General features: G+C 46.9%; 14 protein-coding genes. 6 read left to right on the top strand and 8 right to left on the bottom strand.

The window, feature by feature from the left end:
• Positions 1 to 250 precede the first annotated feature (250 nt).
• From ACZ25R_RS21160 to ACZ25R_RS21150, 3 genes are all read right to left on the bottom strand, one after another.
• Positions 251 to 1,126: a DUF3800 domain-containing protein gene (locus ACZ25R_RS21160; protein WP_472462118.1), complete on the bottom strand. Its 876-nt coding sequence runs from the start codon at positions 1,124 to 1,126 to the stop codon at positions 251 to 253.
• Positions 1,127 to 1,232: 106 nt separating this feature from the next.
• Positions 1,233 to 2,285 carry a type I restriction endonuclease gene (locus ACZ25R_RS21155; protein ID WP_472462117.1) on the bottom strand — a complete coding sequence of 351 codons (1,053 nt, stop codon included), beginning with the start codon at positions 2,283 to 2,285 and terminating at the stop codon, positions 1,233 to 1,235.
• Between the two features lie 848 nt (positions 2,286 to 3,133).
• Complete coding sequence (locus ACZ25R_RS21150) at positions 3,134 to 3,769, bottom strand: hypothetical protein (RefSeq protein WP_472462116.1); 636 nt, start codon at positions 3,767 to 3,769, stop codon at positions 3,134 to 3,136.
• A 93-nt stretch (positions 3,770 to 3,862) separates the two neighbouring features.
• Between ACZ25R_RS21150 and ACZ25R_RS21145 the strand changes: the two genes are divergently transcribed.
• The 3 genes from ACZ25R_RS21145 to ACZ25R_RS21135 are packed head-to-tail and all read left to right on the top strand — an operon-like array spanning position 3,863 to position 7,232.
• The gene (locus ACZ25R_RS21145; RefSeq protein ID WP_472462115.1) at positions 3,863 to 5,428 is read left to right on the top strand and encodes a recombinase family protein; all 1,566 of its coding nucleotides are present in this window, start codon (positions 3,863 to 3,865) and stop codon (positions 5,426 to 5,428) included.
• Positions 5,425 to 6,336, top strand: coding sequence for a plasmid partitioning protein RepB C-terminal domain-containing protein (locus ACZ25R_RS21140; protein ID WP_472462114.1), 912 nt, complete (start codon positions 5,425 to 5,427; stop codon positions 6,334 to 6,336). The genes ACZ25R_RS21145 and ACZ25R_RS21140 overlap by 4 nt, the downstream gene beginning before the upstream one ends.
• The gene (locus ACZ25R_RS21135) at positions 6,333 to 7,232 is read left to right on the top strand and encodes a plasmid partitioning protein RepB C-terminal domain-containing protein (RefSeq protein ID WP_472462113.1); all 900 of its coding nucleotides are present in this window, start codon (positions 6,333 to 6,335) and stop codon (positions 7,230 to 7,232) included. The genes ACZ25R_RS21140 and ACZ25R_RS21135 overlap by 4 nt, the downstream gene beginning before the upstream one ends.
• Positions 7,233 to 7,347: 115 nt before the next feature.
• Here the strand turns inward: ACZ25R_RS21135 and ACZ25R_RS21130 are convergent, their stop codons facing one another.
• Positions 7,348 to 8,100 (bottom strand): hypothetical protein, encoded by a 753-nt coding sequence (locus tag ACZ25R_RS21130; protein WP_472462112.1) that lies wholly within the window; start codon positions 8,098 to 8,100, stop codon positions 7,348 to 7,350.
• Between the two features lie 175 nt (positions 8,101 to 8,275).
• Between ACZ25R_RS21130 and ACZ25R_RS21125 the strand changes: the two genes are divergently transcribed.
• The 3 genes from ACZ25R_RS21125 to ACZ25R_RS21115 all read left to right on the top strand — a co-directional run bounded on the left by ACZ25R_RS21125 (position 8,276) and on the right by ACZ25R_RS21115 (position 12,824).
• Positions 8,276 to 8,434 carry a phospholipase effector Tle1 domain-containing protein gene (locus ACZ25R_RS21125; RefSeq protein WP_472462111.1) on the top strand — a complete coding sequence of 53 codons (159 nt, stop codon included), beginning with the start codon at positions 8,276 to 8,278 and terminating at the stop codon, positions 8,432 to 8,434.
• Positions 8,435 to 8,471: 37 nt separating this feature from the next.
• The gene (locus ACZ25R_RS21120; protein WP_472462110.1) at positions 8,472 to 10,115 is read left to right on the top strand and encodes a DUF6119 family protein; all 1,644 of its coding nucleotides are present in this window, start codon (positions 8,472 to 8,474) and stop codon (positions 10,113 to 10,115) included.
• A gap of 69 nt (positions 10,116 to 10,184) precedes the next feature.
• A complete protein-coding gene (locus ACZ25R_RS21115; protein ID WP_472462109.1) occupies positions 10,185 to 12,824 on the top strand; it encodes a DNA polymerase in 2,640 nt (879 codons plus the stop codon).
• A gap of 481 nt (positions 12,825 to 13,305) precedes the next feature.
• Here the strand turns inward: ACZ25R_RS21115 and ACZ25R_RS21110 are convergent, their stop codons facing one another.
• The 4 genes from ACZ25R_RS21110 to ACZ25R_RS21095 form a co-directional block, all read right to left on the bottom strand.
• Positions 13,306 to 13,884, bottom strand: coding sequence for a histidine phosphatase family protein (locus ACZ25R_RS21110; protein WP_472462108.1), 579 nt, complete (start codon positions 13,882 to 13,884; stop codon positions 13,306 to 13,308).
• 62 nt (positions 13,885 to 13,946) lie between these two features.
• Positions 13,947 to 14,582 carry a recombinase family protein gene (locus ACZ25R_RS21105; protein ID WP_472462107.1) on the bottom strand — a complete coding sequence of 212 codons (636 nt, stop codon included), beginning with the start codon at positions 14,580 to 14,582 and terminating at the stop codon, positions 13,947 to 13,949.
• A 91-nt stretch (positions 14,583 to 14,673) separates the two neighbouring features.
• Positions 14,674 to 16,911, bottom strand: coding sequence for an NACHT domain-containing protein (locus ACZ25R_RS21100; RefSeq protein WP_472462106.1), 2,238 nt, complete (start codon positions 16,909 to 16,911; stop codon positions 14,674 to 14,676).
• Entirely contained in the window at positions 16,908 to 17,540 is a 633-nt protein-coding gene (locus ACZ25R_RS21095) for a hypothetical protein (protein ID WP_472462105.1), read from the bottom strand. Before ACZ25R_RS21095 ends, ACZ25R_RS21100 begins: the two co-directional genes overlap by 4 nt.
• Positions 17,541 to 17,638: the final 98 nt, after the last annotated feature.

Genomic DNA, 17,638 nt, shown 5'->3' with positions numbered 1-17,638 from the left:
GGTCAAAAATAGTTTTGCCGAAAACGCGATCAAAGAACAAAAAAGAATCCTATATCAATGACTTAGTGACTCCTATGATAAACCTTTGATTGTATTGACTTTTTGCAATTCGTGCGTTACATTTAGTTGTGGTAGGAAACGCCGATCACCCTCGGGCATAAGCTGGTTCAGCCAACGCTTAATGCCCTTATTTGCGGACGGTTATCCAGTGGATGATAGCCTAGCGCCGCGAACGAAACGGGGCCGGGGCCTACCATTTTTCTTGAAAGCCGTAGCGGTAAAAGCGAAATATTGACCGCTGAGACTCTGAGATGTCAGCTTTCCAATCTGGCGTAGGTTGTAGAACTACGCCGTAATCCGAATATCTTTTATTGCCACGGAACGCGATCCTGTCTCGTAAGAGCATGGCGTATTTCGGGTCACACGGTCCGGTATCTAGACAATCCACGGCCTGATAAAATGAGCTGGCGACTACATCGGCAAGTTGCAGTCCGGCGCGGCTCTTGTGCGGGAATGAATCGACCAGCTTCCAGTTCATAACAGATGCAACAGGAACCCATTTCTTAAGGATCGTATTGTCATTGCGCGACTGAACACGAAGCAATTCATGGTAAGCTGCTGTTTGACTATAAGAATGACCTCCTCGCTGTGAAAATTCAAACTTCACAAGCTTGCGCTCTCCGAAGGTCTTCAGCGAATGATACTCGACGTAGTGAGTTATCCGTTCAATCAGTATCCTTACCAACCAATTGTAAAACCACTGATTTGCCGGAATTTTTTCAGCGTTTGGATTTCTGTAGCCACGCATATTCTTTTTATTTGAGGCTACAACAAATAATCTAACAGGGAGCTCCGCCAATCGCTGGCAAATGACAGTTTTTCTTGTTGGCGATAAGTCTCGAAAATGCAGATCACTACGTTGGCGAATACCGATATCTTGAACCATTGACGCAACCCAGTGCGGTACGTTTGAGAAATTCGGTTTTCGAACCAAAACTGCAGCAATTGTAATCCACTCCGTGCCCCCTACATCGTCTATTGGGCGCACGGCCTTTAATCCAGGATCACCGGCCTCATCGATAAAAGCCACATAGTCATGATCAGGTGCATCAGGAAATGTTGTCAATGATTACGAGCCGATCCTGAGATAACGATCATGAAACCTGATTTGAAACCAGAAGGTTTGGGAACGAAAACGAATAGATCAAAAGCTCTTCGCAATCGTGATAATTCTAATCTCCGTATTTCTTCGCGGTGGTCCGCAACCGATCAGAATGATCATAAATCTGATCTAATGAATCAATAATAACTCGTTCTTCGGTTTCGCCATCAAATAATCCAATATATTTTACTGATCTATTGAACCAAAGCCGTACAAGTGGTTTGCGGTTGTTATTGTCAATTAGCACGCCACAATAGGATTTTTGGTCACGCATCACGACTCGCTTTGGGCTGATCGTATCCCGCACAATTGCCTTTACAATCATATAGCCTTCGCGCTCTTCGTCAGTCGTGATGACCTCCGGCTCATCTTCGATAGGATTATCAATCTTCTCGATGACTTGTTCGGTATCTGCAAGGGCACTGGAAAGCCGGTTCTTTACAGAATCCATAATCACTTCACGGAACGCGGTTCGAACTACCCCTGTCAACATTTCTCGTGCCTGAGCGGTTATTCGACCATCATAAACGGTTCCGGCAACGAGCCGAACGAAATCCTCTGATGGGTCTTCGATCAATGAGGAGATGACTTTCTTGATTCCGGACGTGTACTTCAAACGTTCGGCTGTCGCCAAAATAGCGGAAACATCAAAGTTAGTTTTTTCAAATTTGCGAAGTTCTGTTACGATCCCAGCATTGAAATCAGAAATGTCGAAGACAAAGAAAGGCCGCGCATCAAGCTTATTGGGAGCTTCCAGATCCGTGTAGAAATTAAACGTTCGACCGTTTGTCAAAATGGCAAACTTAGCATTGGTAACACTGAAATATCGGTAGAGCTGATCGAGATGCTTCTTCTCAAGAGTGGCTGAAATCGGCTTGCATTCGATCAAAATCCGGGTTTCATTTTCGATCTTGATGGCATAATCAACTTTCTCCCCCTTCTTACCAACGGCATCCGCCGTGAATTCTGGAACAACCTCCGAAGGGTCAAATACATCGTAGCCCAAGGCTCGTAAGAACGGTAACACGACCGCTGTCTTAACTGCCTCTTCGGTTATCATTGTACTTGAGTGAGATTTAACGCGGTCAGAAATTGCACGAAGGCTTTCTTCCAAAGTACTCATAATTCCCCCTGTCTGTGGGACTAGAGTTGCCAATACCAGGTAAGCCGTCAAGCTGATTTCTTAAATTGGACAGAGTTGGTTCAAGAATAAAAAAAATTTTGAACAATTGCATTTATTGAAATACAGAAGGTGCCAAAGGCTCAATGTCATGTGACTTTCAATATTAGTAAATTTCCATTTTTCCAAACCAATGATTTGGCAACGTTGCAGACGTTGCTGGCGCATAATTCACATCTGATGTGAACAATAACAAACAGCGCTACGGAGCGCTTTTTCCACTATCAAGCGCCCTAACAGCTTTCACCAAAATCCGTATAGGAACCGTCCAAAACGGATAATCCCCCGTCGGATCGAGCGTCACAGCAACGTGAGGCTCTCCCATCGCAAAACCATCAAAAGCGGCCATTCCATAGTCTGGTTGGACACACGCAAATACAATGCTTCCCTGCTGAATCCAGCAATCTGGTTCGGGTGAATACTGAACATCTTCCAGTAAAATGTACGCTCTGAAATTTTCGGGAATTGGGCTTTGCGACATCCCCTGAGCGTCAGGCCAAAAATGGTCTCACACAACGATCAAGTCAGTTTGGATTGCTTCCGTTTGGAGCAATAGTGAAAGACCAGACAAATAGGCTGAACGCATAAAAAAGGCCCAGCGCGGGAGGAGGTGCGCTGGGCCTTGATTGTAAATGCAACAGGGAGGAGGTTGCTGCATTCGTCGTTAGGATTTCTGGGAGGAAAGAACCTAACGCCCACAAAATAGCATCGTACAAATTTGGTGCAATGCACAAATCCGCATACGAGCTATGCGAATTATCGCGATGCGGTTTGAGCCTCATCACCTATTTTCACGGTGGTTGATATGAGCTGTCTAAGAGCACGTATCTCCCTTTGCGCTTGTTCCCTTTGAAAATGATTTTATTCTCGGCTTTCAATGACGCGATATCGCGTTTTGCTGTTTTTAACGACACGCCAAAGAATTCCTTGATATCCCGACTGCCCGCCTTGGGCTTTCTACGCAGACATTGAAGGAACCAATTATGTCGAAGATGCATGTCATCAAATTCAGGGTCATCAATAGGGACATCAGGGACTCCATTAGGGACATTCGGGTCAGAAAAGGCTCTTTCGCCGACTTTCTCTTTTGACGAGCTCGGATAGATTATGTGATGATTGTGAGTCTGTTTAGAAAAGTGATGTTCCAAGGCGTCCTGACGCTGGGCCAAGCTCATAATGGTTTCATAGACAGCATCGGATTTTCGAAGCAGGTAAACCAGATACTCACCTTTTGGCCCGGAAATGCCTGTCAGCCAATTGAGTACCGTTCTTTCATCCGCTCCGGTCCAATTTGCGATTAGCTTTACCCGGTTCGGATCGCGCCCGACCTCTGAATTCAAGGCAATACTTATTAACTCGGCATAGTTGAATCTGCGGTTTCTGCCCATGTTGGTGGGCCGTAGAGATCTTCCGTTTTCTGGAAACATTCTTCTTACAACCTCCGATACACTGCGAAGGATCGCAAGACTACACAGCGTTTGTTACAAGCATTTAAGCTCCCTACCCAAAATGGCTCCAAAATGGGAACAGTTGGTCAAGACACAGACAAGGCGGAAGCGACGCCTGTTAGGGCGGCTGAATACCTGCGTATGTCCACGGAACACCAACGATACTCGACGGAAAACCAAGCCAAGATCATTCACCAGTATGCCGAGAAGCATTGCTTTGAGATAGTTCGCTCCTACGCTGATGAGGGCAAAAGCGGTCTGACGTTCAAGGGCCGCCCCGAAATGCAAAGAATGCTGGCTGACGTTGAAAACGGTACAGCGGACTTTGCAGCTATCCTGATTTATGACGTGACGAGATGGGGACGCTATCAGGATTCCGATGAAAGTACCTTTTACGAGTACCGCTTCAAACAAGCAGGTGTAAAAATCGTATTCTGCGCAGAGCAGTTTCAAAATGATGGAAGCATTGGATCGGACATCCATCGTCTTGTTTCCAAGAAAATGGCAAGCGATCACAGCCGTGTTCTTTCAGTCAAAGTCCATCTTGGACAGACCAATTTGATTGAAAAGGGTTTTCGGCAAGGCGGTCCCGCTGGTTTTGGACTACGTCGCCAACTCGTAGATGACAAAGGCAATCGAAAATTTGCACTAAAACGACTGGAACACAAAAGCATTCAAACTGATCGCGTTATCCTGATACCTGGACCCGGTGAGGAAGTGGCAACGGTGCGGGAAATCTATGCTGATTTTGTAGAAAGGGGGCTAACAGAAAGTCAGATTGCCGCAAAACTCAATGCCCGTGGAATTCATACCGATCTTGACCGCTTGTGGACACGAGGAACCGTGCATCAGGTTTTGATCAACGAGAAATACATCGGAAACAATGTGTGGAACCGCACGTCTAATAAGCTGAAAACGTCGCGTGTGCGCAATACGCCCTCTCAATGGGTAAGAGCCGACAACGCTTTTGAAGCCATTATCAGCAAAGAATTATTTGATTCAGCCCAAACAATAATTGCGAGCAGATCGTACCGTTTATCGGACGAGGAAATGCTCACCCTGCTTCGAACGCTACTTCAACGGCATGGATATCTTTCAGGTCTGATTATCGACGAGACAGAAAAATGTCCGTCGAGCAGTTCCTATCAAAACAGATTTGGCAGCCTACTGAGAACCTATCAACTTATTGGATATCAGCCAGACCGAGACTATCGTTACATCGAGATCAACCGACGCCTCCGCCAGAAGTATCCGCAGATCGTAGCAATGATCACCGCGGAACTTCAACGTATAGGAGCAGCGGTTAGAATTGATCACCGCACAGATGTGTTGACCTTGAATGATGAGATCACGGCTGTATTGGCGCTGAGCAGATGCCACGCGACGGCGGCCGGTTCCCACAGGTGGCTTATCCGGCTTGATGCAAGTCTGGGCGCTGACATTACGATTGCAGTGCGGATGGAGACTGGAGAGCAATCCGCAAAGGACTATTACCTACTTCCATCCCTAGACGTCACCAGTGAAAGGCTTCGTCTTGCGGAGAATAACGGCAGCGAGCTGGATATCTACCGGTTCGATTCACTTGGTGCGCTGTTTGACTTGGCAAAACGAACTTTCATCAGGGAGTTAATCCGATGAGCAGCACTAAATCGGCATATCAAGTGAGCTCAGCACAGACGATCCGAAAAATACCGATAGTCGATATCCGGATCGGTAATCCGCGCGTGCGAAGCAAAAAGGCTTTTGCAGGCATTGTCGAGAGTATCGCGACCATTGGCCTGAAACGTCCCATTACGGTAGCGGAACAAGGGCAAGATCAATCGAAAAGCAGATATGACTTGATCTGTGGTCAGGGGCGTATCGAGGCATTCCAAGCATTGGGTGAGACCCACATACCAGCGATAGTGGTCAAGGCATCAGAAGTGGATCGCTATCTGATGAGCCTGATTGAAAATCTGGCTCGAAGAAAACACTCAAACCGGGATTTGCTCAGCGCCGTACAGGTGTTGTCTGACCGGGGCTATTCCAATGCCCAAATAGGGCGCAAGACTGGCCTTGAACCAACCTATATAGCTGGCATTTTGGTCTTGCTTCGCGGCGGGGAAGACCGGTTGATTGGAGCGGTTGAAAAGGGCTGGCTTCCTCTTTCCCTTGCAAAAGAGATTGCCAGATCGAGTGAGGCTGACGTTCAGCTTGCAATGATGGAAGCCTATGAGACCGGTGCTTTAAAGGGCGAGCAGTTGCTTAGGGTCCGGCGCTTGATCGTGCGCCGCAAATCATTTGGACAGGGTTATGGCTCGGGAGGGCAAAAATCGGGAAAAACCATGACTGCCGCCAAACTTGCACAGACGTTTCAAGAAGAGGCTCGACGACAGAAACTGGCAATCCAGAAGTCGGAGCTTGCGGAACAGAGGCTGCTGATTCTCGCAACTGCAATGAAACAAATCCTGGCGGACGACCATTTCAGAACCCTTCTGAGAGCCGAAGGAATTGTTGATCTTCCGAAGCCGCTGGCAGAACGTGTTTATGGCGAGAGGCGATTGTGACGACGAGTGGCTTCGAAGAACAAACCCTAGTGGTTCCTTTGGCAAGGATATTTCCGACCCGCACCGTGTCGCGCAATATTCGGGACACAACGAAGTTCAAAACAATTCTGGCGTCGATTGAGGATGTTGGAATCATAGAGCCTCTTGCCGTATTCCGCGATAAGAGGGAGCCGGAAGACGATCCGTCTTACATCCTTTTGGATGGTCATTTGAGGTTAGAAGCGCTCAAGGCTTTGGGGGCGACTGAAACCGTATGTCTGGTTTCCACTGATGATGAGGGATTCACATACAACAGGCAGATTAACCGGATCAGTTCTATTCAAGAACACCAGATGATCCTTAAGGCCTTGGAGAAGAAAGTTCCGATGGAGCGAATAGCCAAGGCTCTCAGCGTCAATGTGGAACGAATCCGCCTAAGACAGCATCTGCTGGATGGGATCGCACCTGAAGTCATCGACTTGTTGAAAGACCGAATGGTCGCAAGAGGCGTCTTTCCAGTGCTCCGCAAGATGAAATCGATGCGCCAGATCGAGGCTGCTGAAATGATGATTTCGGCCAACCGCTTCACCGTGACCTATGCAACAATGATCCTCTCCGCGACCCGTCAGGAAATGTTGCTGGACCCCAAAAAGCCGAAACAGGTCATGGCCTCGCCTGAAGACATCGCCCGTATGGAACGGGAGATGGAGAAACTTTATCAGGACTACCGGATGGTTCAGGATACACTCGGTGAAACGACACTCGTTCTGGTGGTGGCAAAGGGGTATCTTTCCAGACTGATGCGGAACGAGGCGATCTCATCGTATCTCGTCAGCCACTATCCGGATTTGACCAACGAAATCAGAAACGTCATGGACGCAGTCGGGACAGACGCACGAGCGATGCAACGCGAGTGAGAATATTCGCGCCAATGTCGGCACAGCTATCGACACCACTGACACCCGAAACCTTCATTATTTTAACGTTTTAAGTGCATTTGACCCTACCCCAACACACCGGAAGCCAAGCGGTTTAAGCTCTGTCACCGTCGTCGCCATTATCATTGGGCTTGCCGTTCGATCCCTCATCAGCCTTTTGCTTGGATGAAGGCTCACCAAAATATCGTTTGTTTTGTTCACTTTCCAGCGTATGGGCATCAAGTCGAAGTGATACGGCTGCGCGCAACGTTGCATCTTCGTCACTAGTTGGAATGAGGAGAGCGTTGGCAACTAACTTTTCCGCGTCAATGCGGCCTTGCTCACGGAGCTGCCACATGTCTCTAACACGGTACTGTACAAGGATAGTCCCGAAAAGTGCTGACAATGCAGCCGTGACGGTTGGATAGATTTTATCAACCCCACTACCATAGGCAGATAGAATTGAAGCGAGCGCACTCAGTGCTATCACCGAACACGTGAGAACATTCCAAAGCTTGCCGTAAAAGGTCGCCCAGTGAGCGTACCATCGTCGGTGTGTCTGCAAATAGGCAATCGCCCCTCTCTTTATCTCCTCCGAGCTTCCTTCAAAAATAAATGGCTTCTTGTCTGGAGAGATTGCTCTTGCGATGGCAATTAAAAATCCGATTACTAACAGTGAAAAACCCAGAGTAACAATTATTGGCGTGTCTTTGCGAAGGTGTCCCGAAAACACGGATGTATCTATATATCCCATCCAGAACGCAATATGTAGAGAAACACCAACAACAATGAAGAAAGAAGCAATTCCTACTACGTCAATTGGAAAGAAACGAAGTATTTTTGTTAAGTCTTGGAATTTTATTGCCATTGGAAACTCCTCCATCCATGACTAAGAATTGCATGTCAGTATTTTTCTGTCGAGCATCACGGAAATGAGTAAGTTTAGGCAGCTTCCGTAATATTAGCTTTTCTGTCGCCGGTAAGGCATATTTCGAGTGTCGGAGGGGGTTATTGACGCAGATTGAGAAAAGCGACGGGGCAAAATGAAGCGACTGGTCATTTGTTTTGATGGGACGTGGAACAGTGCTGATGGCGACAATGCCGAGACCAAAGTGGCGTTGATGGCGCGTTCAATTCATTCCACCCGAGAAACGGGAGGCATTCAACAATCGGTGCTCTATCTGAGAGGTGTACCTAACTAACGCCGAATGGGACTAATATTGGGGGAAGGGGAACAGCGTGGCAAAGAGGACGTTTACACTCCACTTGGCGAAAGCGGATGTTGAGAATTTTGAAGACGTTTTATCGGAAAGTGGCCAAGAAAAACTAAGCAATCAATCAACACGTGTAGTCGAGGCGGCTGGGTTTGGCGACGGTGCACGCCTCTATGTATTTGTTGGACAAGACACCCCACCCAAATGGCTGCTCGAATTGCGCAGAACTTTTGACATTGCGGGGCGCATAGAAACAAAATCGACATGTGGCCTACTTGTCTTTCGGACAGCAGAGAGAATGTTCGCCGCCACATTTGCTCACGGATGGATGTATCTCAATGAAGAAAACTTTGAGGGAGATTTTGGCCTTAGAGTCGCTATCAATGCGGTCGACGAAGGAAAACTGAAACGGCTCGATAGAGCAAATTTAGGTGACGCCCTTCGAGGAGCGGCGGTTTCACCCTTTCAACGAGATTTCAATTCGTTTGGCCTCGACGATGCTCTCGACCTTGTCCGTAAAATTGGAGGGGGTACAAGGCTAGACGCTACGGCCGACAACATAACGGGCTCTCAATCATTGAAAGTCTCCGGGGATTTTTCGCTAGAGGATCTACCCGAGATTGCTACGGAGGCCTTGGATTTCTTTGGTTCCGATGCCTATCAGCAAACTAGTTTTAGAATTCTAGATTCGGTTACACCGATTTCAGATCCGCGGCTAGTTTCTGTACTTGATAACATTGCGGTCGGAAGTATCAGAAACCGACAAGACGAGTTTGAATTAGGATTGCCAGTCAATTATGGCGATGAGGGTGTCGCTTACAGGTTCATTGGACCCGGGATGCGAAGGCGATATCCAGATGTATTGTTACGAAACTATATTGAAGCACTGGCGGACGACTTAGGCATGCTTCAGCTTGAAACAATCAAAGAGCATAAAATCGAAGCGCTTTATGAGGATGGCAATCTTCCAAATCGCAGATGGTCAATCCGACAGGGTTTGGTTGGTTCTATTGTCCACGAAGAAGCGCGGTACGCTATAAATGAAGGGCAATGGTATCGAATCGACCAAATCTTTAGAGATTCGATAGAGACATCATTCCAGAATCTTCTCGAAAACTGGGAGATAGCACCGATACCGCTTCGGAAAGTATATGATGACAACAACAACGGGCGATATCAAACGGAGGAAAGCTTCAATGAGGAGACTGCGTTGGCTAACGGCTACGTGCTGTTAGATCAAACTTCCATCCAAATTCCCGATGTACCAAGGTCGGGATTTGAGCCTTGTGATTTGCTTGATATACCCGGGAAACGGTTTATCCACGTGAAGAAAAGTTCACGCCGATCGAATGTTCTGAGTCACTTTTTTAAACAAGGTGCCAATTCAGCCCAACAATTCAAACGATTTCCGGCGGCTTGGCCTCAGCTGCAGCAACTAGTAACCCAAATAAGCGGAAACGAAATAGCGGGAGCCTTACAGCTAGCTATAGACGATATTGCTAGACCTTGGACCATCGAATTTAGAATCGCCGACGCACCTCGGCAGAATGGCGAATTTAATATCCCTTTTTTCAGTAAAATTTCATTGCGAGACGAGGTCATTAATTTGACCGCAATGGATTACCGAGTTGTCGTTAAGTTTATTGGGCTTCAACCCGAAGTAATTTGATCCGAACGCATATACAGCATGTCTACAACACTGGGTAAGACATTTAAACTCGATCACGCAGGCTAAATCTTGGCTACATCCAATATTCAAACATTCAATACCGCGACTGACGAACAGGGCAAAATGCCCATCACCGTCAAAATTGAGCCGCATAACTTTTCACCAAAGGCCAAAAAGAAGGGCCAATCGACAAGGGGGCTTCTGCTGTTGGGCTTTGATACGGAGTATCAGTCCATCAAGCCGGTGACTACCGACGAGATCAAGAGCGGACGGGGACGAAACGAAGTTCTCTCCTATCAGTACTGCGTCAAGCTTATTAAGGACGACCCCAATGAGAACGTCGAAGCAGTTTCGGTGTCAGGGATCATTATCCCAGAGGAAAACCAAAGATTGTTGCTCAACGATTTCATCGTGGCCAGCGTCGGCGCTCTTGTTCAGAGATATCCAAACATTGCTCTTCCCAGTGATATCTATCTGATCGGACATTTCACCCGAGCAGATCTGCCGGCATTCGAAGGCTTTGCTGATCACGCAAAGAAACTGCTTTCCAACGTCCGCAGCACGTTTGTTTCGATTGATGCCTCGCAAAAACTGCCCGTGTTCGATGAACATGGCTACGAGCTTGGAACGTTTAATATTCGCATGCGTGACACGATATTGCTCGCTCCGGCCAATGCCAAATCACTCGCCGCAATTGGTGATATTCTGGGCTATGAGAAGATGGCCCTAGCAGAAAGTGCAGAAGCGGAACTTCGTATCAAGGAAAACATGAAGGAGTTTCGAAGGACGAATTGGGCAAAGTTTCGTGATTACGCCATCCGAGATGCTGAAATCTGCGTCGAATATGGCGAACGGATCATCAGGCAAAGTCAAAAATTGTTCAGCGAATTTAAAATGCCAGTTACGCTGACAAGCTTTGGTCGCAAGCTGGTTTGGGAGGGCTGGAAAGATAGTGATCTCGATCCTTACGAAATAGTCGGCAGACAGCAGATTGAAAGCAGAAAGTTCAACAAAAAACTGGGCTATTTCACCAAAAAGATAGAAACACCTTACGTGCCAAAAGTGCATTTTGAGCAGGATTTCATAACGGAATGCTTTCACGGTGGGCGCAACGAGCAGTACCATTTTGGCATCGCTGACGAGGATGATTGGAAGGACATCGACCTAAGCTCGGCCTACCCGACAGCGATGTCTCTCATTGGCATGCCCGATTGGGATAGTGTTCGCGAGGTCAATCGGGTTGATGATTTCAAGATTGACGATCTGGGCTTTGCTTGGGTGGAATTTGAGTTTCCGAAAACCGTCCGCTTTCCAACACTGCCAGTCAGGACAGCGCATGGGATTATTTTTCCTCGAAAGGGAGAAACTTACTGTGCGGCTCCAGAGCTTTCTCTGGCGTTGAGGCTTGGAGCCAAACTAGCAATCAAAACAGCCGTCCTTGTTGATACGGACAAAACGAAGCCGATATTTGTTGATTTCATTCGAAGCTGCATTGAAAAGCGGAATGAGCACGCCAAGGGAACGCTCGATAATCTGTTCTGGAAAGAAGTAGGTAATAGTACCTACGGCAAGACAGCGCAGGGTTTGCGTGAAAGGCGCGTCTACGATCTCCATGACGACGATATGCTTAACCTTCCACCAAGCGACCTAACACAACCATTCTTCGCCGCATTCATCACTTCCTACACTCGTGGTGTCCTTGGTGAAATACTCAACGGTTTTCCATCGAACACCAAAATATTCAGTGCCACAACGGACGGATTGCTGACCAACGCGACCGATGATGAGATAAAGAAATCAACTGCTGGACCGTTGTTCCAATCATTCCGTCAGGCTCGACAGGTGCTGATAGGCGATCAAACCTCATTGGAAACCAAACATCAGATCAGGCAACCTTTGGGGTGGCGGACACGAGGGTCGGCAACGCTAAAAAAAGGCAGCGGCAAGAACAATCTTGTCCTGCAAAAAGGTGGGATCAAAACCAACAGCCTTTACGATGATGAGCAGCAAAACTCTCACATCGTTGAACTGTTCTTCAACCGCTTTCCCGATCAGAAACTGGAATACACGACCGGGATCGGCATCAAGGATATGGTCAGAAATGAAACTGATTTCGTTTTCAGGGACGTTTCAAAACGCGTATCAATGGAGTTCGATTGGAAACGCAGGCCTTTGGAGGCCACAGATCAATCGGTGAGCTTCAATGGTAAAACTTACACGCATCTGTCGTTTGAGACTGCGCCACTCGAGGATGAAGAGGAATTCAATAAGGTCCGGAAGGCATGGGAAAAATACAACAACAAACCGTTCCAGTGCCTCAAGACAAAAGCCGATTTTGATAGCTTCATGGTCTACCTTCAAACGAACTCCACGCCTGATCGCGACAGGGCAAAATATCTACGTAAACAAGGTGGGGACATAGAGAGGTTAAGACAGGATTTGTGCCGGGCATTCAAACAGGGGCAGGCAGGATTTGATCTGGTGATCAAGCGCCAGGGCAAGATCTCCCACGTCCGTTTTCAGGCGGCACTGATCGACTGTGGAATACCATGCAAAATTTCCGATATCGATAACGGCAAGAGGGCAGGTTTCAAACCGCATCAATCCTTCCGGACAGACGGGGCGATGCAAGCCATCCAATTGCTGAAACAAAACCACTATCCAGAATTGGATATCGACATGGTGATGGAGCCACCCAGATCAAACTGAGGACACGGCTCCGTTCAAGAGGGAAGCAGTTTTCAAATCTGAACCAAGAGAAATCCGTTCCGGATTTCGGCTTCGCCGGTCTTTTTTCTTTTTTGATTCAAGAGGGTTGGAATTAACAACGATCCACCCCTCACCATCGACAACCGACATAAATATTGAAATCTCACCCTCATCGACAACTCACACTCGTTCTCATCATCGATTTCAATATTTATCCCACCTGTCGATGGATCGTCACGGTATCCAGTTTATCGTTTACATGACACAGTAATTGTTTAATAATAAAGACGCGTCTACTGCGTAGACAAGTAAAATCCGTAAATGTTATTCTCCTCACACCCATATACAACTTTTACGGATTTTGATTTAATTTAAATTATCGAAGGTAAGCCATATTTATACTGTATCACCTGAATTCGGGATACACCCAAAAACCTCGTTCACAAAGAGGCGGTTCCACCGCTTGCCGCAGGCAAGGTATTCAGGGAACGATATCCGTCCAACCGTCAATCAATCGATTACTACTACCCTCAAAGGCAAAGAAGCATCCGCCGCCACTGATTGGTTGTCCGTATTCACGGGATATCGGCTGGTCCATCAAATCGCATAACAACAACGTTCCCACACCACCATGAGAAAAGATGACCACGTCACCGTTGCCGGTACGGGAAGCCAGACTATCTTTGACCGCCGACTTTATCCGGTTTTGTGCATCGATTGCCCGCTCCCATCCAAGAATGCTTGCATGTGGTTTGGCAAAAAACTCGTCAACGATTTCCCAGAAGCGAGGTGGAGGGACAAAGCCAGTTGATGACCGGTCATTCTCTCCCAAGCGAGGATCAATGGTAAAACGGAGGTTGTGTCTGTCTTTGAATGCCTCGGCGCAATCCAATGCTTTACGTTCGTCGCTGACAAACACATCGGTGACAGCGGCAAGTTCGGGACGAGTGCAGAAAGCCTCAATTCGCTCCTTGCCTTTGTCTGATAGGCTCCAGTGTGGAACCGGTACATTCGCATCGATGTTCACTTCAGGATGAGTGACAAAATAGACGGTTGTCATAAAACACTCCCATCAACCTGTTTTCCCCGAACATTGAATGCTTCGAGTTTCCTGTCCAGCATTCAGGAGACAGTTTTCAAGAATGGCAGATAGTTTTTGACCGTCTGAGGATAAAATCTTCCGCCGGTTCTCGTCTTGATACCCTTGTCATTCAACCGTCTGGCAATCTCACTGAATGAGTGGCTTTCCCACCCTTCATCGAGATGATCCAAAAGTGACGAGGCAAATGCCTTCGCTTCGATCCGGTTCTTCTCGGCAAGGATCAATCCATTCAACCCAAGCTTCTTTCCCTGCTTCTTGGCTTGTGCAAGCGCCGCCTTGGTTCTCTCGGAAATCAGTCTTCGTTCTTCCTGTGCGAGAGCTGCAAAAATATGAAGCTGGAAATCCGTCGCATTCGGCATTTCGGCAATCACCAGAGGAACCCCCTTTTCCATCATTGTTGCGATGAAACTGACGCGTCTCGAAAATCGATCCAGTTTGGCAATCAGAAGCGAAGCTCCAGACTTCTTTGCCAAAGCCATCGCCTTCGACAGTTCTGACCTTTGATCATTCTTCCCGGATTCAACTTCAACAAACTCGGCGACAAGGTCGCCATTCGCTTCAGCGAACATTTCCACCATCTGTTTTTGGGCTTCCAGACCCAAGCCGGATTTGCCCTGCTTTTTGGTCGAAACCCGGTAATAGCCAACGTATTTCATCGATCCTCGTCAAACATAAACGCTCGTTTATGCTTGAAGGGTCACGTAGTTTCTTGAATATGGGAACAGATCTTGCCGACCATCGTAGAGATTAATGTTCGGTTCGACGCGGTTTCTTTTGGTGCTCTATTTTCCAACTTTCAGTCAGCATCTCTCTTAGCAAGGGCGCAACCGCTTTTGATGGATTATTGAAATCAATTACTGATTGTTTGTTCTTTAGGTGATAGAAAGTCCCCGGCCTTCCTTTTCCACCAACATTATCCCTTTCAAGCAGTAAGTCGTGTTTTAAAAGTAGCTCCCTTAGGAGAGGCCAATGGTCATCATCCAGAATGCGGCGAGTTTGTTTTTCCTCATCATCCTTAAGCCAGTAAGACCGATTTCTTCCTAGTCTTCCAAGCAGATCGAACAATGGAAACTTTTTAAGTATATTTTCAACTATAATCTCTTCTTCAATTTCAAAATTAGCATAAAATCTACTAAGAATCCAATCTTGCTTTTCTTCCAAATCGGTGAGTGTTCTGCCAGGAAGAGTAATATAATACGGTGTAAAATCTAATTCTGGCGGTATTGTTATCTCATCAGCAATGAGGGATATTACAGCGCAATTTCCTTCAAACTTAATATTCCTGAAATCCGCACCTTTTGCATACAATTGGGCAATTGTAACATTTTTCATACGAATGGGTGAGCAGGTTTCTGTCAAAAACACTTCGTCTAGACTGATATCTGAAATCAGTAAATTGTCATCCACTTTTTGCACACATCCGGTAGCAATGACCAATGCGGCAAGGTTTCTCCGAGACCTATCCGAATCCCCATTTTCGCGAATTTGCTTGAGAGAGATGCTTATAAAATTGTCTACATCGCTTTGCGAAACCGTTCGCATAACGGAACAGAAGTTCTCTAGAAACTCAATACCGAAGATATTCCGTCGCACATGCTTTGGAAGCTCGTTGTTTAAAATCGAACGAATCGTAGATTTTGCAAGAAAGTAGTTAGAGATTTGATCGTGCACAAATCGACGATATCCTCGCCTGTCGTCGTTCGTCAGGAATGCAACGACGTTAGCACGATGCTTGAATATGCCAGCTATATTGGATGGAATGAATTCAGAAGCAACAACTTCTGCTATCCATGAAAGGGTGTCCGTCGGAACTGCATCAGTTTGATTTTCTGCAAGATCACGAGCAACTTCTTCCAAAAATCGCTGCAAAAAATTTGATACAGCTTGATCACTTACCGCAGCTTCAATGTCAGGGCCAAACTTGCTGACCTCTCGTTCGATCATCGAACTAACTAAGAAGCTAAGGAGATCATCAATGTTCTTGTTCTTAACTTTTTCAGCAATCTCTGGCCGAGATAGTTCTTTCAAAAAGAAGGGGCGCAAAGCATAAGAGCCCTCGTCAAAAAGAGCGGCTACCTCTTCTTCTTCAATGTCAGCTCTCGCCCAACCATTTTCGATAAGCCAGTCAATACCCTCCTTACGCTTCAAAGGTTGCAACGTGACGGTTTCCAAATGGTCAACCACTGTGTCGATTGACTTAAGGGCCGATCGCATTCGTCCCTCTCCCACAAAAGTTTCGCGTCCGGCTAAAATAATTTGCCCTTCACCTCTTACAGAATTGATCAATTCATTTATTTGAGCCCAAGCTAGGTCGTACCCACTCGGATCACCAAGCTCATCGAAACCATCGATCGCTAGTGTTACTAATCCATGACGTACAAGGACAGGTATCTGATCGTACGTCACGCGCAGCCGTAGTGTTTGGAGACTAAATGCCATCAGGTCAGTTAGGTTTTGCAGCATGCGCCCTCGGCTTTCGACGTGCAAAAAGAGGGGGTGTCGTTTCACTTTGAAGGTTGAGGCGTGTTGATAGGCTAAATGACGTAGAAAACTGGTCTTTCCTATGCCAGCCGGGCCATCTACTAGTGTGACGGAGACCCTTGGCTTGGGCCCATTTGAAGGCAAAGTGTTGCCGAATAATTCTAAGGCGCTGTCCACCATTCCGCGAGATGAAGATAATGCCCGAACAGGGATACTCTCTTCTATTACCCGATCTTTTAATAGGAGCGCTTGACTGTCAGCCCACTTTGCTAAGTCGGCAAAGGAGGGGGACGCCAAAAGAGCACGAAAGTTTGCGTGAGTCTTATTCTCGTCTTTATACAGTTCTCGAATTTGACCGCTTTGATGGATAGTGAGTTGCATTAACTCACCTTCACGATACAGTCTAACGATGACGTCTTCGTTGTGTTTTACGGACTTTGGTATCTCTGTACCCAAGTCAGAAAATAGTACGAGGTCGTCAACCCATGAGTTATCTTGTGTCATGCCTCACACCAAATATTTTCGAGTTTAAAGAAGGGTTCACCACTTCTACCACGGACGAGTATGACTTTGCCTCCCGCCGCTGAAACAGCAGATTCGGCGACAAACAATGGAGGTATCAAATCATCGTCTTCACCCATAGCCAACAGCCATCGATCTGGCTCGCGATGAGCATGATCTACAATGTCACTGGCGATTGCTGTGTCTACCATCTTTTCTTCGGGCATACCGCCCCTATCACGTAGAGTATTGGGCAGATGGCTGCCAATTCTATCGTGTAATCTACACTGAAGCGCAGAAAATAATCGGTCTCCGTATTCAATGTCACGCCTAATGGATACGGAAGCTTTGCACGACAATGCTGCAAAATCCGCCCTAGCAGCTGCGGTAATTAACGCTTTTCGACGGACCGTTTTCTCAAAGCCCTTATGCCATCCATGATAAACCCGTAAGGCAACATTAAAGCGATATGAAGGGGCAATTTTAGATAAAGCTCTGCCGATTCGCCTGCCGACCAAGTCTAACGTTTTTTCCGCGAGAAATTCTTCCCCACGGCCTCTAATGCCAGTTGCATGAATCTGAGAATTCCAATCTATGAAAGTCGTTACTTGCTTAATTTTTGGAATTTCCATTGTGCCAGCGTAAATCCATCGTGTCAGTTGTCACTTAACCAATAAGTGACTGAAAGCTCTAAACTTTTGATAAATATCAGATGATTTACATCAGTGTT

It is taken from the genome of Phyllobacterium sp. RCAM01083, from assembly GCF_055685835.1.
The sequence above is the reverse complement of the archived record's forward strand: the minus strand, read 5'-3'. Positions and strand labels throughout refer to the sequence as shown.